Raw genomic sequence first — 15,379 nt, 5'->3', positions numbered from 1 at the left:
TCGATGCGGCTCAGCGACCTGGCCGGCATCGATTCCCCGATTGAGGTAACCGGCTTCGCGATCGACCACCGCAAGGTGGCCCCGGGCACGATTTTCGGCGCCTTCAAGGGCGCGCGCTTCAACGGCGAGGACTTCATCCCCCAGGCGATCGCGTCGGGCGCCGCCGCGATCGTCGCGCGGCCGGAAGCGCGCGTCGAAGGCGCGCCGCACATCGCCGCTTCGGAGCCGCGCCGCGCCTTCGCGCTGCTCGCCGCCCGGTTCTTCGCGCCTTATCCGGACGTGACGGTCGCCGTCACCGGCACCAACGGCAAGACGTCGAGCGTCGAGCTGACGCGGCAGCTCTGGCGGCTGGCCGGGCACAATGCCGCGTCGATCGGCACGCTGGGCGTCACCACCGCCCACGACCAGGTGCTGACGGGGCTGACCACGCCCGACATCGTCACCTTCCTGTCGAACGTCGCCGGGCTGAAGCGCGAGGGCGTGACCCATCTCTCCTTCGAAGCATCGAGCCACGGGCTCGACCAGAAGCGGACCGAGGGTCTGCCGGTGCGCGCCGCCGGCTTCACCAACCTCAGCCGCGATCATCTCGACTATCACGGCGACATGGACAGCTATTTCGCCGCCAAGCTGCGCCTGTTCGAAGAAGTTGTGGATGAGGACGGGGCGGCGGTTGTCTGGGCCGACGATGGCGCGCATTCGCAAAAGGTGATCGAGGTCGCCCGGGCCAGGGGATTGCGTGTGCTGACGGTCGGTGAGCGAGGTGAGGCGTTGCGGCTGGTGTCGCGCACGCCCTCGCGGCTGGGCCAGCAGCTGATGATCGAGGCGGACGGCAGGAGCTACAAGGTCATGCTGCCGCTGATCGGCGCCTATCAGGCGGCGAACGCGTGCGTGGCGGCGGGCCTGGCGATCGCGACCGGGGGGCAGCTGGGCCGGACGCTCGATCACCTCGCGCGCGTGACCCCGGTGCGCGGCCGGCTGGAGCGGGCGGCGATCACGCGCGCCGGCGCGCCGGTCTATGTCGATTACGCGCACACGCCCGACGCGATCGAGGCGGCGGCGGCGGCGCTGCGGCCCCACACCAAGGGTCGGCTGATCATCGTGTTCGGAGCGGGCGGCGACCGCGACCAGGGCAAAAGGCCGGACATGGGGCGCGTGGCGACGCAGGCGGGGGATGTCGTCATCGTCACCGACGACAATCCGCGGAGCGAGGACCCGGCCGCGATCCGCCGCGACATCCTCGCCGGCGCGCCCGACGCGCGCGAAGTCCCGGGCCGCCGCGAAGCGATCGCCGAAGCGGTGGCGATGGCGACCGGCGACGACGTCGTGCTGCTGGCCGGCAAGGGCCACGAACAGGGCCAGATCGTCGGCGACCGCGTGCTGCCGTTCGACGACGTCACCGTCGCGCGGGAGTGCGCGGCATGAGGGGGATCGTCCTGGCCTTAATCGCCAGCGCACTCGGGTCCGCACCGAAGGGTTGTGGTCCGCTTCACCCCAACCCCTCCCCTGAAGGGGAGGGGCTTAGATGACCGCGCTGTGGACCTCCGCCGAGGTCGCGGCTGCCGTTTCGGGCGTTGCCTCGGCCGATTTCATCACGGCCGGCGTCGCGTTCGATTCGCGCGAGGTGGGGGCGGGCGATCTGTTCATCGCATTGCCTGGCGAGACGACGGACGGGCATCGCTTCGTCGATCAGGCTTTCGCGCAAGGGGCGGCAGGGGCGATCGTCGCCCGGCCGGTGCCTTATCCCCATATTCTGGTCGCCGACACGCGCGCGGCGCTGGATGCCCTCGGGATCGCAGGGAGGGCGCGCACGGCGGCGAAGATCGTCGGCGTCACGGGGTCGGTGGGCAAGACGGGCACGAAGGAAGCGTTGTTCGCGGCGTTCGACCGCATCGCGCCCGGCCGTGCCCACCGATCGCTGAAAAGCTACAACAACCATACCGGCGTGCCGCTGAGCCTTGCCCGGATGCCGGAGGGGACGCGCTTCGGCGTGTTCGAGATGGGCATGAACCATGAAGGCGAGATCGCGGCGCTGACCCGGTTGGTGCGGCCGCACATCGCCGTCGTCACCACGATCGCACCCGCGCATATCGAGATGCTGGGATCGATCGAGGCGATCGCGCGCGCGAAGGCGGAGATTTTCGAGGGGCTGGAGCCGGGCGGCACCGCGATCATCCCCTATGACTCGCCGCAATGCGCGATCCTGGCCGAGGCGGCGAACGCGCACGGCGCGCGGGTGCTGACCTTCGGGCTGGGCGAGGGCGCGGACGTGCGGGCGCAGGAGCGCGTGCCGGCAAAGGCCGGCGGCACGCTGGTTTCCGTGCAATTGCCCGAAGCGAGCCTGACGATGACGATCGGCCAGCCGGGCGAGCATTGGGTATCGAACGCGCTGGCGGTGATCGCCGCGGTCGAGGCAGCGGGCGCGGACCTGGCCGTTGCGGGCCTTGCCATCGCCGAGCTTCCGGGAATGGCCGGGCGAGGCGCGCGGGTGCCGGTGGAAGTGCCGGGCGGCACCGCGCTGGTGATCGACGAAAGCTACAACGCTAACCCGGCCTCGATGCGCGCGACGCTGAAAATGCTGGGCGACGGCGAGGCCCGGCGCCGCATCGCCGTTCTGGGCGCGATGCGCGAGCTGGGCGAGCATGGGCCCCGCTTCCACGCCGAGCTGGCCGAGCCGATCCGGGCAGCCAACGTCGATTTTGCACTGCTCGTCGGGGACGAGATGGCGCCGCTGGCGAAAGAACTTGAGGGGACGATCGAGTTCGCGCATGTGCCCGCCGCCGCAGCTGCGCTCGACGCTCTCAAGGGGCATGTCGGCGCGGGCGACGCGGTTCTCATCAAGGCGTCGAACTCCGTGGGGCTGGGCCGGCTGGTTGCCGAGCTTGGCGCCGGGGCACTGGCGGAGGCAGACAGAGGCTAATGCTTTACCTGATCGCGGAGCAGCTCGGCTTTCCCGGCGTCCTGAACCTGATCCGCTATTTGAGCTTTCGCGCGGGCGGGGCGGTCGCGACAGCGCTGTTCCTGGGCCTGATCATCGGGCCGAAGTTCATCGGTTGGTTGCGGCTGCGTCAGGGCAAGGGCCAGCCGATCCGCACCGACGGGCCGCAGACGCATCTCGCCAAACGCGGCACGCCGACGATGGGCGGGCTGATGATCCTGACTGCGCTGACCGTCTCGCTGCTGCTGTGGATGGACCCGCGCAATCCCTATGTCTGGGCGTGTCTGGCAGTGACGCTCGGCTTCGGCGCGATCGGGTTCCTCGACGATTGGGACAAGGTGCGCAAGGCGACCACCGCCGGCGTGTCCGGCCGGGTGCGGCTGCTGCTCGAATTCCTGATCGCCGGCATCGCCGCCTGGCTGATCGTGCGGCACAACGGCACGCACCTGTGGCTGCCTTTCATCGCGCAGCCGGTCGCGGACATCGGCTGGTTCTATATCGTCTTTGCGGCCTTCACGATCGTCGCGTTCGGCAATGCCGTGAACCTGACCGACGGGCTCGACGGGCTGGCGACCATGCCGGTGATCATCGCCTCCGTCGCGTTCATGGTGATCACCTACCTGGTCGGCAACGCGAAGTTCGCCGCCTATCTGGGCATTCCGCACGTGCCGGGCGCGGGCGACCTGGCGCTGTTCTGCGGCGCGATTGCGGGGGCGGGGCTTGCCTTTCTCTGGTTCAACGCGCCGCCGGCCGCCGTCTTCATGGGCGATACCGGCAGCCTGGCGCTGGGCGGCGCGCTCGGCACAATCGCGGTCGTCGCGCACCATGAGATCGTGCTGGGGATCATAGGCGGACTGTTCGTGGTGGAAGCGCTGTCGGTCATCATCCAGGTCTTCTTCTACAAACGCACCGGCAAGCGCGTGTTCAAGATGGCGCCGATCCACCACCATTTCGAGCAGCTCGGCTGGAGCGAGCCGACCGTCGTGATCCGCTTCTGGATCATCGCCCTGGTGCTGGCGCTGGCCGGCCTGTCGACGCTGAAGGTCAGATGATCACGTCGCGCGCCTGGGCCGGGAAGCGGTATGCGGTGCTGGGGCTGGCGCGCTCCGGGCTGGCGACGGTCGACGCGTTGCTGGCGAGCGGCGCGAGCGTGTGGGCGTGGGATGAGAAGGAAGAGGCGCGGTCTAAGCTCCTCCCCTGCTCTGCAGGGGAGGGGGACCATGCGAAGCATGGTGGAGGGGCCGACCGCGAAGCGGGCGGAGACACCCTCCGCTACGCTGCGGGCCCCTCCACCACCGGCTCCGCCGGCGGTCCCCCTCCCCTCGCGCCGCGAGGGGAGGAGCTTTACGTCGCCGACCCCCTCAGCCTCGACCTCACCGGCTTTGCCGGCGTGGTCGTTTCCCCCGGCGTGCCGATCAACCGCCACCCGATCGCGGCGCATGCGGCGAAGTTCGGCGTCCCGCTGATCGGCGACATCGAGTTGTTCGCCCAGGCGCGGAGCGGGATGCCGGCGCACAAGGTGGTCGGCATCACCGGCACCAACGGCAAGTCGACCACGACCGCGCTCGTCACCCATATCCTGAAGACGGCGGGCGTGCCGGCGCTGATGGGCGGCAATATCGGCCTGCCGATCCTCGCGCAGGACGCGCTACCGGAAGGCGGCGTCTATGTGCTGGAGCTCTCCAGCTACCAGATCGACCTGACCTACAGCCTCGACTGCGACGTCGCGGTGCTCCTCAACATCACGCCGGATCATCTCGACCGGTATGGGAGCTTCGAAGCCTATGCGGCCTCGAAGGCGCGGCTGTTCGAGATGCAGTCGGTTGGTGGGTCTGCTGTCATCGTCGGCGACGATCCACCTTCCCGCGCCCTAGCTGCTCGATTTGTGTCGCGAGTTGTGGAGACCGGGTTTGGCGTTTGGGTCGGTGACGGCGTCAGCCTGTGCGACAGTACGAAGAAGCGTCTCTTGCGTGCAGATGAAACCACCGTGAATACCTTGCTCGTCGGAGACGATATCTACGGCTCGCAATCTGATTTCCCAACTTTGCAAGGCCCCCATAACGCGATGAACTTGGTGGCTGCGGTTGCTGCTTGCTATGCGCTTCTGAGCCGTCACGGCGTTCCTCAGTCTGATGAGGCGTGGGCCACGGCCCTCCGCACATATCCCGGCCTTCCCCACCGCATGGAGCGCGTCGCCGAGCACTCCGGCGTGCTGTTCGTGAACGACAGCAAGGCGACCAACCCGACTTCGACCGCGCCGGCGCTGGCGGCGTTTCCGAAGGTGCGGTGGATTTTGGGCGGGCTCGCCAAGACCGACGATCTCGACGCCTGCGCGCCGCATTTCGGGCATGTCCGCTCGGCCTATACGATCGGCGAGGCGGGGGCGATGTTCGCGCGGCTGCTTGAGCCGCACATGCCGGTGGCCGAATGCGGCATGCTCGATGAGGCGGTGCGGCGCGCCGCCGACGACGCGGAGCCGGGGGACACGGTGCTGCTGTCGCCGGCCTGCGCGTCGTTCGATCAGTTCAGGGACTATGAAGCGCGCGGGGAGGCTTTCCGCGCGGCCGTGGGGGCATTGCAATGACCGACACCGCAGCGATCCGGCGCAAGAAACAGGTCACGCGCCTCGGCCGTGCCGACCGGAGCCCGCTGGGCCTCTGGTTCTGGGAAATCGACCGCGTGCTGCTGATCCTGATCACGGTGCTGATCTCGATCGGCCTCGTCGCGGTGGCCGCCGCCAGCCCGTCCGCCGCGCATCGCTATTCGGGCGCGGGCGTGAGCTTCGCGCCGCTCCATTATTTCTGGCGCCAGCTGTTCTGGGTCGTGCTGAGCGTGCCGGTGATGCTCGGCATCTCGATGCTGCCCAAGGCGACCGCCCGGCGCTTCGCGCTGGCCGGCGCCGCGTTCATGACGGTGATGCTTGCCGCCGTTCCGCTGATCGGCTTCGAGAAGAACGGCGCGACGCGCTGGATCGGCGTCGGCTTCACGCAATTCCAGCCGTCGGAATTCCTGAAGCCGCTGTTCGTCGTCAGCTTGGCCTGGCTGCTGTCGCTGCGCCAGCAGGACAAGAGCCTGCCGGTCGTGCCGCTGACCGGCGCGCTGCTGGGCGTGATCGCGATCCTGCTGATGAAGCAGCCCGATTTCGGCCAGACGATCGTGTTCGGCACGATGTGGATGGCGCTGCTGCTGCTGTCGGGCGTGTCGGCGCGCGTGATCGGCGGGCTGGTCGGCGCCGGCTTCGGGGGGATCGTCTGCGCCTATCTGTTCTACCCGGTCGCGACGAGCCGGATCGACAATTTCATCTATGGCGAGGGCGATACCTACCAGGTCGACAAGGCGCATGCGACGATCACCGGCGGCGGACTGTTCGGCACCGGCCCTGGTGGCGGCGTCGCCAAGTTCCAGCTGCCCGAAGCGCATACCGACTATATCTATTCGGTGATCGGCGAGGAATTCGGGCTGATTGCCTGCCTGGCGGTGGCCCTGATTTACCTTGCCGTGGTCGTGCGCGTGTTCCTGAAGCTGCTGGACGAGGAAGACTCGTTCACGATGCTGGCGGCGGCCGGCCTGACCACGCAGATCGGCGTGCAGGCGACGATCAACATGGCGGTGAACCTGCAGCTCGCGCCGTCCAAGGGGATGACCCTGCCGCTGATCAGCTATGGCGGATCGTCGATGATCGCGCTGGCGATCGGCCTCGGCCTGCTGCTCGCCTTCACCAGGCGGAACCCGTACCTGCACCGCTCCCCCTATGTCGTGAAATGGGGCGGGCAGCGATGAGTCAATTCATCCTCGCAGCAGGCGGCACCGGCGGGCACATGGTGCCCGCGCACGCATTGGCGGAAGAGCTGATGCGGCGCGGCCATGATGTCGCGCTGGTGACGGACGAGCGCGGCACGCGCTTTCCCGGCCTGTTCGAGAATGTCGACACGCATGTGCTGCCGGCTGGACGGCTGGGCGGCGGACCGGTCGGCTGGCTGCGCGCCGGGCGCGCCATCCTGGCCGGGCGCCGACAGGCGCTGCGGCTGTTCCGGGAATTCCAGCCCGCGGCGGTGATGGGCTTTGGCGGCTATCCGGCGCTGCCCGCCCTGCTCGCCGCGTTCGAGGCGAAGATCCCGACCGCGGTGCACGAGCAGAACGCGGTGCTGGGCCGCGTCAATCGGCTGGTCGCGGGCAAGGTGGACGCCGTCGCGACCGCCTATCCGGACATCCAGCGGCTCCCTTCCAAGGCCGCGATGAAGGTGCGGCTGGTCGGCAATCCGGTGCGCCGCGAAGTGCTGGAGCTGCGCGACAAGCCCTATCCTGCGCTCGACCATGACGGCGTGTTCCGGGTGCTGGTGACCGGCGGCAGCCAGGGCGCGACGATCCTGTCCGACGTGGTGCCGGAAGGGCTGGGGCTGCTGCCGCCGGTGTTCCGCGCGCGGCTGCAGGTGACGCACCAAGCGCGCGCCGAGGATATCGATCGGGTCCGTGCCCGCTATGCCGATCAGGGAATTCCGGCCGAGCTCGCCACCTACCTGCCCGACCTGCCCGAGCGACTGGGACGCGCGCATCTCGTCATCGCCCGATCGGGCGCCTCGACGGTGGCGGAGCTGGCGGCGGCGGGACGGCCCGCGATCCTGGTGCCGTTCGCGGCGGCGACCGACGATCACCAGACCTACAATGCGAAGGAATTGGTCGAAGCCGGCGGCGCCCGCTCGATCCCGCAATCGCGGTTCACGCCGGTCGAGCTCGCGAAGCAGATGCAGAAACTGGGACTGGAGCCCGAAGCCCTCGCCAACGCCGCCCGCCGCGCGAAAGGCTGCGGCCGCCCCGACGCGGTCAAGGCCCTTGCCGACCTGATCGAGGAGATCGGGGGGTGAGGGGCGTTGGCATCCAGTTCCTCCCCTGCGCAGCAGGGGAGGGGGGCCGCTCGCCGCAGGCGAGTGGTGGAGGGGCCGGCCGCAAAGCGGGCGGAAACACCCTTCCCCCGGCCCGAGCCCGGGGGAAGGGCCCCTCCACCGCCTTCGGCGGTCCCCCTCCCCAAGCGNCATCCAGTTCCTCCCCTGCGCAGCAGGGGAGGGGGGCCGCTCGCCGCAGGCGAGTGGTGGAGGGGCCGGCCGCAAAGCGGGCGGAAACACCCTTCCCCCGGCCCGAGCCCGGGGGAAGGGCCCCTCCACCGCCTTTGGCGGTCCCCCTCCCCAAGCAAGCTTGGGGAGGATTTGATGAAAGGCGTCGGGACCGATATCGGCACGATCCATTTCGTGGGGATCGGGGGCATCGGCATGTCCGGGATCGCCGAGGTGATGCACAATCTCGGCTATTCGGTGCAGGGCTCGGATGTGGCCGAAGGCTATGCGATCGAAGGCCTGCGCCGCCGCGGCATCAAGGTGATGATCGGGCATGAAGCGGCCAACGTCGAAGGGGCGGCGGTGGTCGTCGTCTCGACCGCGATCAAGCGCGACAATCCCGAGGTCGCCTATGCGTACGAGCGCCGCATCCCCGTCGTGCGGCGCGCGGAGATGCTGGCCGAGCTGATGCGGCTGAAATCGACGATCGCGGTCGCCGGTACGCACGGCAAGACCACGACCACGTCGATGGCGGCGGCGTTGCTCGACGCGGGCGGGATCGACGCGACCGTGATCAACGGCGGCATCATCAACAGCTATGGCTCCAACGCCCGGCTCGGCGCGTCGGACTGGATGGTGGTCGAGGCCGACGAAAGCGACGGCAGCTTCCTGCGGCTGGACGGCACGATCGCCGTCGTGACCAACATCGACCCCGAGCATCTCGACCATTATGGCGACTTCGACCGCGCCAAGGCCGCCTATCTGGAGTTCGTGCACAACGTGCCTTTCTATGGTGCGGCGGTGATGTGCCTCGACCATCCCGAAGTGCAGAACATCCTGCCGCTGATCCGCGACCGGCGGGTCGTGACCTACGGCTTTTCGGCGCAGGCGGACGTGCGCGCGACGTTCGTGGCGCCTGAAAGCGGCGGCAATTGCTTCCATGTCGCGATCCGCGGCCGCGACGGCGAGGTCCGCGCCATCGAGGACGTGCGGCTGCCGATGCCGGGCAAGCACAATGTCCAGAACGCGCTGGCGGCGATCGCGGTCGCGGTGGAACTGGGCGTCCCCGACGAGATGATCCGCGGCGGCTTTGCCAAGTTCGGCGGCGTCAAGCGGCGCTTCACCAAGGTCGGCGAGGTGGGCGGCGTCACGATCATCGACGACTACGGCCACCATCCGGTCGAGATCCGTGCGGTGCTGGCGGCGGCGCGCGAAGCGACGCAGGGGCGGGTGATCGCGGTCTGCCAGCCGCACCGCTATTCGCGCCTGTCCAACCTGCTCAGCGAGTTCGAGACCGCATTCAACGACGCCGATATGGTCTATGTGGCGCCGGTCTATGCCGCGGGCGAGGCGCCGATCGACGGCGTGAACGCGGCGGCGCTGGTGGCGGGGCTGAAAGCGAGCGGCCATCGCGCGGCGGCCGAGATTGCGGATGCCGCGTCGCTGGCACGCGAGCTGGCCGGCATCGCGCAGCCGGGCGACCTGGTCGTCTGCCTGGGCGCCGGCGACATCACCAAATGGGCGGCGGGGCTAGCGGATGCGATGCGGAGGGAGGCGGCATGATGGTCGCCAACCTCCGGCACCCGCCCGTGCTGAGCGAGACGCGGGGCAAGCTTACGCCTCACGCCCCGCTGGCCCCCCTTGTCTGGTTCAAGTCGGGCGGCGCGGCCGAGTGGTTGTTCGAGCCGAAGGACGTGGACGACCTGTCGGCGTTCCTTGCCGTTCTCGACCCGTCGGTGCCGGTGATGGCGCTGGGGCTCGGCTCCAACATGATCGTGCGCGACGGCGGCGTACCGGGCGTGGTCGTGCGGCTGGGCAAGGCGTTCGCCAAGGTTGACGTGTTGGACGCGACGACCCTGCGCTGCGGCGGCGGAGCCAGCGGTATTCTCGTTTCCTCGACCGCGCGCGATGCCGGCATCGGAGGCGTCGAGTTCCTGCGCTCGATCCCGGGCACTGTCGGCGGCTTCGTGCGGATGAACGGCGGCGCCTATGGCCGAGAGGTGAAGGACATTCTCGTCGAATGCGACGTCGTGCTCCGTTCCGGCGAGCGGCGGACGCTGCCGCTCGATGCGCTTGGCTATACCTATCGTCATTCGGAGCTGCCCGAAGGCGCGGTGGTGGTCGGCGCCACCTTCCGCGGTCATCCCGCTGAGCCTGCTGCGATCCAGGCGGAGATGGACCGCATCGCCGCATCGCGCGAAGCGACGCAGCCGCTCCGCTCCAAGACCGGCGGGTCCACCTTCAAGAACCCGCCCGGCACCAGGGCGTGGAAGGAAATCGACGAGGCGGGCTGCCGCGGCCTTCGGCTCGGCGACGCTCAAGTCTCTGAAAAGCATTGCAACTTCCTGCTCAATCTGGGCAAGGCCAGCAGCGCCGAGATCGAGGCGCTGGGCGAGGAAGTCCGCGCGCGCGTGAAGGCGCATTCGGGGATCGAGCTGGAATGGGAGATTCAGCGCGTGGGGGTGGCGAGGTGACGGCAGCTGTTCAAATCCTCCCCGAGCTCTGCTCGGGGAGGGGGACCGCGCGAAGCGCGGTGGAGGGGCCCGGAGCGAAGCGGAGGGTCAGCATCCTCCCCCGGCTCGCGGCCGAGGTGCGGCCCCTCCACCACGCGCTGGCGCGCGCGGTCCCCCTCCCCTCATTTCATGAGGGGAGGATTTAGTGTCCCTCCACATCCTCGTCCTGATGGGCGGCTGGTCGGCCGAACGTGAGGTTTCGCTGATGTCGGGCGCGGGCGTGGCCGATGCGCTGGAGAGCCTTGGCTACAAGGTGACGCGGCTCGACATGGGCCGCGACGTCGCCGAGCGGATCGCGGAGGCCAAGCCCGACCTCGTCTTCAACGCGCTGCACGGCACGCCGGGCGAGGACGGGTCGGTGCAGGGCATGCTCGACCTGATGGGCGTCAGATACACCCATTCGGGCATGGTCACCTCGGTGATCGCTGTCGACAAGCAGCTGACCAAGCAGGCGCTTGTTCCCCACGGCATCCGCATGCCCGGCGGGCATGTGGTGAAGTCAGAAAGCCTGTATTTCGGCGATCCGCTCGCACGGCCCTATGTGCTGAAGCCGGTCAACGAAGGCTCGTCGGTCGGCGTCGCGATCGTGACGGCCGAGGGCAATTACGGCGAACCGATCGGCCGCCACGTGGCTGGGCCCTGGCAGGATTTCGACGAACTGCTTGCCGAGCCGTTCATCCGCGGGCGCGAGCTGACGACGGCGGTGCTGGGCGGCCGCGCGCTGGGCGTCACGGAGCTGAGGCCCAAGAGCGGCTTCTACGACTATGACGCCAAATATACCGAGGGGCTGACCGAGCATGTCTGCCCGGCGAACATTCCGCCGAACATCGCCGAAGCGTGCCTGGAGATAGCGCTGAAGGCGCACAAATTGCTCGGCTGCAAAGGCGCATCGCGCTCGGACTTCCGCTGGGACGACGAGAGGGGCGCGGAGGGCCTCTATCTGCTCGAAGTGAACACCCAGCCGGGCATGACGCCGCTGAGCCTGGTGCCCGAACAAGGGCGGCTGGTCGGGCTGAGCTACGCCGAGCTGGTCGATGCGATCGTGAAGGAGGCGCTTGGCGATGGCTAGCGCATCCGCGAAGATCCGGCGCGGCACCCCCGCGCGCGCGCCGGCGCGGCGGAAGCCGGCGGCGAAGAAGCCGGGGCTGTTCGCGCGGATGTTCGGCGCGATCCCGGTCAGCCACGAGACGGTGCAGCGGGCCGTCACCTGGGGCACGCTGGGGCTGGGCGCGGCGCTTGGCCTTGCGGTGCTGCAGGCGTTCGGCGTGCCGGCGATGGCGGGCACCGAGGTCGCGAACGCGTTCGGGCGCGCCGGCTTCGAGGTGAAGCGCGTCGACCTGCGCGGCATCCGGAACATGGACCGGCTGACCGTCTATGCGATCGCGTTCGACCAGCATTCGATGGCAATGCCGCTGGTCGACCTCGACGGGGTGCGGGAGAAGCTGCTGCGCTATGGCTGGGTGCAGGACGCGCGGGTCTCGCGGCGGCTGCCCGACACGCTGGTGGTGGACATCGTCGAGCGCACGCCGGCCGCGGTCTGGCAATATCAGGGCCGGCTGCGGCTGATCGACGCGAGCGGTGTCGTGCTGCAGGACGTGACCGCCGCCCCGAGCGGGGACCTGCCGCTGCTGATCGGCGCCGACGCCAATCTTCATGCCGGCGAGCTCGCCGGGCTGCTCGCCAAGGCGCCGGCGCTGAAGCCGGTGATCGCCGGCGCGACCTGGATCGGGGAGCGGCGCTGGGACCTGCGCTTCCAGTCCGGCGAGACGCTGTCGCTGCCGGAGGGACGGGATGAATCGGAACGCGCGCTGGTGCGTTTCGCGCGCATGGATTCCTCGCAAAACCTTCTCGGACGGGGCTTTTTGAAGTTCGACATGCGCGACCCGACCCGGTTCGTCGCGCGGATCGACCGGCAGGTGCGCGCGATCGACGGCAGCGCGCTTTCGCCCGAGCCGACCCCTGCCGCTCCCGCCGCGACCCAGCAGCATCCCGGCCTCGAAAAGGTGAACGACACATTATGAGCAGGCGTGAATCCCGTGCCGCCGCCGCGCGCGGTGATAAGCTGATCACCGCGCTGGATATCGGCTCCTGGAAGGTGTCCGCCCTGATCGTCGAGCGCGGAGAGGATGGGGGTCTGAACGTGCTCGGCACCGGCCAGCGCGAAAGCCGGGGCGTGCGGCGCGGCTATGTCGCCGACATGAGCGCGACCGAGCTTGCGGTGCGCGAGGCGGTCGAGCAGGCGGAGCGGATCGCCGGCGTCAACATCGAGGATGTGTGGGTCGGCTTCTCGGCCGGCGGGCTGGCGAGCAACGTCGCCTCGGTCGAGGTCGAGCTTGGCGGCCACCGGATCGAGCAGGAGGATATCGATCATCTGCTCGCCGCCGGGCGGGATTCGGTCGATCCGGGCGGCCGGATGGTGCTGCACGCGCAGCCGACGCTCTACACGCTGGACGGGCTCAACGACGTCAAGGACCCGCGCGGTATGCATGCCGACAGACTTGGCGTCGGCATCCATGTCGTCGCGGCCGAGCCGTCGCCGGTCCGCAACCTCGACCTGTGCGTGCGCAGCGCGCATCTGGAAGTGAAGTCGATCGTCGCTTCCCCGTTCGCGACCGGCATGGCGTGCCTGTCGGACGAGGAGCGTGAGCTCGGCATCGCGCTGGTCGAGCTGGGCGCGGGCGTCACCAACGTGTCGCTGTTCATCGGCGGGATGCTGGTGGACCTGGCGTCGATCCCGCTGGGCGCGGCCGACATCACCGACGACATCGCGTCCGCGTTCGGCACGCGCCGGGCGCAGGCGGAGCGGATGAAATGCTTCTACGGCTCCGCGACGGCGACCCCGCGCGACAATCACGACATGATCGAGGTCGCGCCGATTTCGGCCGAGGAGGGGCAGGGCGAGCCGGCGCGGATCACCCGGGCGCAGCTGATCAGCGTGATCCGGCCCCGCCTGGACCAGATTTTCGGCGAGGTCGCGAAGGCGCTGACGGAGCTCGGCTTCAGCCGCGGGCGGCAGGTGGTGCTGACCGGCGGCGGTGCGGAGCTGAAGGGCGTGGCGGATTACGCCCAGGGCCTGCTCGGCCGATCGGTCCGGGTCGGGCGTCCGCGCGGACTGACCGGCCTGCCCGACGCGCACAGCGGCCCGGCCTTCGCGACGCTGGCGGGCCTGACCCGCTACGCCGCGTCGGACCCGATCGACCTGCGGCTGCTGACGGCGGGGCGCGACCAGACCGTGGTCAAGCCGTCGGCGCCGGCGCTGATCCAGCGGCTGGTGACAGCCTTCCGGACAAACCTGTGAATAAAATTGTGGGCCGTTAACTTTGGTGTCGATTTGGCGAATCCGTTGATTCATAAGCCCGTGTTGGGGGCGAGCGCTTCGCCGGCGATTTGCGACGAGGAGTCAATCACATGAGCATCGAATTCATCCCGCCCGAGGTGGATGAGCTGAAGCCGAGGATCAGCGTGATCGGCGTCGGTGGCGCGGGCGGCAACGCGATTGCGAACATGATCGCGTCGGACGTGCAGGGGGTCGATTTCATCGTCGCCAACACCGACGCGCAGGCGCTGAACGCGTCGCCGGCCGAAAGCCGCATCCAGCTTGGCCTCAAGATCACGCAGGGCCTGGGCGCCGGCTCGCGGCCCGAGATCGGCCGCGCCGCCGCCGAAGAGACGATCGACCAGGTCGAGCGCTCGCTGGACGGCGCGCACATGTGCTTCATCGCCGCCGGCATGGGCGGCGGCACCGGCACCGGCGCCGCTCCCGTGATCGCCAAGGCGGCGCGCGAGCGCGGCATCCTCACTGTCGGGGTGGTGACCAAGCCGTTCAGCTTCGAAGGCTCGCGCCGGATGAAGTCGGCCGAAGCCGGCATCGCCGAGCTGCAGAAGCATGTCGACACGCTGATCGTGATCCCGAACCAGAACCTGTTCCTGATCGCCAACCCGAACACGACCTTCAAGGAAGCGTTCCAGATGGCCGACCAGGTGCTGCAGCAGGGCGTGCGCGGCATCACCGACCTGATGGTCATGCCCGGCCTGATCAACCTCGACTTCGCGGACGTCCGCTCGGTGATGGGCGAGATGGGCAAGGCGATGATGGGCACCGGCGAGGCGTCCGGCGACAATCGCGCGATCGAGGCGGCCGAAAAGGCGATCGCCAATCCGCTGCTGGACGGCGTCAGCATGAAGGGCGCCAAGGGCGTGATCATCTCGATCACCGGCGGCGAGGACATGCGCCTGATGGAGGTGGACGAGGCCGCCAACCACATCAAGGAGCTGGTCGACCCGGACGCCAATATCATCTGGGGTTCGGCCTTCAACAACGATCTGGAAGGCAAGATCCGGGTGTCGGTCGTCGCCACCGGCATCGAGGCGGAAGTGAGCGAAAAGCCGGAGCCGGCGCGCGTCTTCTCCTTCCCCGGCACCAAGAAGGCCGACGCCGAGCCGCGGCCGTTCGTAATGCCGGCGGCAGCCAAGCCGGTCGAGCCGGCCCCGGTCGCCGCGCCGGAACCGGCCGCGGAAATGGCGCCCGAGCCCGAGCTGAAAGTGGAAGCACCAACGGCCGAGGACGAGCCGCTGACGCTCGACGCGCCGATCGAGGAAACCGCGTCGGACGAGCTGCTGCTGGACGCGCCGGAGCCGGAGCCCGAGCCGCTGATCGACGAAGACCTGACCGGCGGCCGCCGCTGGTTCGGCGGCACCAAGGCCGAAGCCAAGCCGGAGCCGGCCCCCGCGCCGCGCCAGGGTGGCGGCACGCTGTTCGAGCGCATGTCCTCGATCGCCCGCGGCAATGCCAAGGCGCCGAGCGCCGACGACGATGCCGACAGCGATCCGCTGGATATTCCGCGGTTTCTGAATCGCCAGAATAATCAGTAACATGGCCGCCA

General features: G+C 69.0%; 12 protein-coding genes. All 12 read left to right on the top strand.

The genetic code is table 11. The features are described from left to right. Positions 1-3: 3 nt before the first annotated feature. On the top strand, positions 4-1,422 hold the full coding sequence (locus tag GON01_RS12155; RefSeq protein ID WP_157027649.1) for a UDP-N-acetylmuramoyl-L-alanyl-D-glutamate--2,6-diaminopimelate ligase: 1,419 nt from the start codon (positions 4-6) through the stop codon (positions 1,420-1,422). 100 nt (positions 1,423-1,522) lie between these two features. Next, positions 1,523-2,917: a UDP-N-acetylmuramoyl-tripeptide--D-alanyl-D-alanine ligase gene (locus tag GON01_RS12150; protein WP_157027648.1), complete on the top strand. Its 1,395-nt coding sequence runs from the start codon at positions 1,523-1,525 to the stop codon at positions 2,915-2,917. Next, complete coding sequence (mraY, locus tag GON01_RS12145; protein ID WP_157027647.1) at positions 2,917-3,987, top strand: phospho-N-acetylmuramoyl-pentapeptide-transferase; 1,071 nt, start codon at positions 2,917-2,919, stop codon at positions 3,985-3,987. The genes GON01_RS12150 and mraY overlap by 1 nt, the downstream gene beginning before the upstream one ends. Continuing rightward, positions 3,984-5,519 carry a UDP-N-acetylmuramoyl-L-alanine--D-glutamate ligase gene (gene murD / locus GON01_RS12140; protein ID WP_157027646.1) on the top strand — a complete coding sequence of 512 codons (1,536 nt, stop codon included), beginning with the start codon at positions 3,984-3,986 and terminating at the stop codon, positions 5,517-5,519. Before mraY ends, murD begins: the two co-directional genes overlap by 4 nt. Beyond that, positions 5,516-6,715, top strand: coding sequence for an FtsW/RodA/SpoVE family cell cycle protein (locus tag GON01_RS12135; RefSeq protein ID WP_157027645.1), 1,200 nt, complete (start codon positions 5,516-5,518; stop codon positions 6,713-6,715). Before murD ends, GON01_RS12135 begins: the two co-directional genes overlap by 4 nt. Then, positions 6,712-7,797, top strand: coding sequence for an undecaprenyldiphospho-muramoylpentapeptide beta-N-acetylglucosaminyltransferase (murG, locus tag GON01_RS12130; protein ID WP_157027644.1), 1,086 nt, complete (start codon positions 6,712-6,714; stop codon positions 7,795-7,797). Before GON01_RS12135 ends, murG begins: the two co-directional genes overlap by 4 nt. A gap of 342 nt (positions 7,798-8,139) precedes the next feature. After that, positions 8,140-9,546 carry a UDP-N-acetylmuramate--L-alanine ligase gene (gene murC, locus GON01_RS12125; protein WP_157027643.1) on the top strand — a complete coding sequence of 469 codons (1,407 nt, stop codon included), beginning with the start codon at positions 8,140-8,142 and terminating at the stop codon, positions 9,544-9,546. Beyond that, complete coding sequence (gene murB / locus GON01_RS12120) at positions 9,546-10,457, top strand: UDP-N-acetylmuramate dehydrogenase (protein ID WP_157027759.1); 912 nt, start codon at positions 9,546-9,548, stop codon at positions 10,455-10,457. Before murC ends, murB begins: the two co-directional genes overlap by 1 nt. Before the next feature lie 184 nt (positions 10,458-10,641). Further along, entirely contained in the window at positions 10,642-11,565 is a 924-nt protein-coding gene (locus GON01_RS12115; protein ID WP_309503206.1) for a D-alanine--D-alanine ligase, read from the top strand. Continuing rightward, positions 11,558-12,517: a cell division protein FtsQ/DivIB gene (locus tag GON01_RS12110; RefSeq protein ID WP_157027642.1), complete on the top strand. Its 960-nt coding sequence runs from the start codon at positions 11,558-11,560 to the stop codon at positions 12,515-12,517. The genes GON01_RS12115 and GON01_RS12110 overlap by 8 nt, the downstream gene beginning before the upstream one ends. Then, the gene (ftsA, locus tag GON01_RS12105) at positions 12,514-13,794 is read left to right on the top strand and encodes a cell division protein FtsA (protein ID WP_157027641.1); all 1,281 of its coding nucleotides are present in this window, start codon (positions 12,514-12,516) and stop codon (positions 13,792-13,794) included. Before GON01_RS12110 ends, ftsA begins: the two co-directional genes overlap by 4 nt. Before the next feature lie 110 nt (positions 13,795-13,904). Continuing rightward, positions 13,905-15,368 carry a cell division protein FtsZ gene (gene ftsZ, locus GON01_RS12100; protein WP_157027640.1) on the top strand — a complete coding sequence of 488 codons (1,464 nt, stop codon included), beginning with the start codon at positions 13,905-13,907 and terminating at the stop codon, positions 15,366-15,368. Positions 15,369-15,379: the final 11 nt, after the last annotated feature.

The sequence above is a fragment of the Sphingomonas horti genome, from assembly GCF_009753715.1.
In the GTDB taxonomy this organism is placed as follows: Bacteria; Pseudomonadota; Alphaproteobacteria; order Sphingomonadales; family Sphingomonadaceae; genus Sphingomonas_B; species Sphingomonas_B horti.
This window is presented reverse-complemented; position numbering and strand designations above follow the sequence as displayed.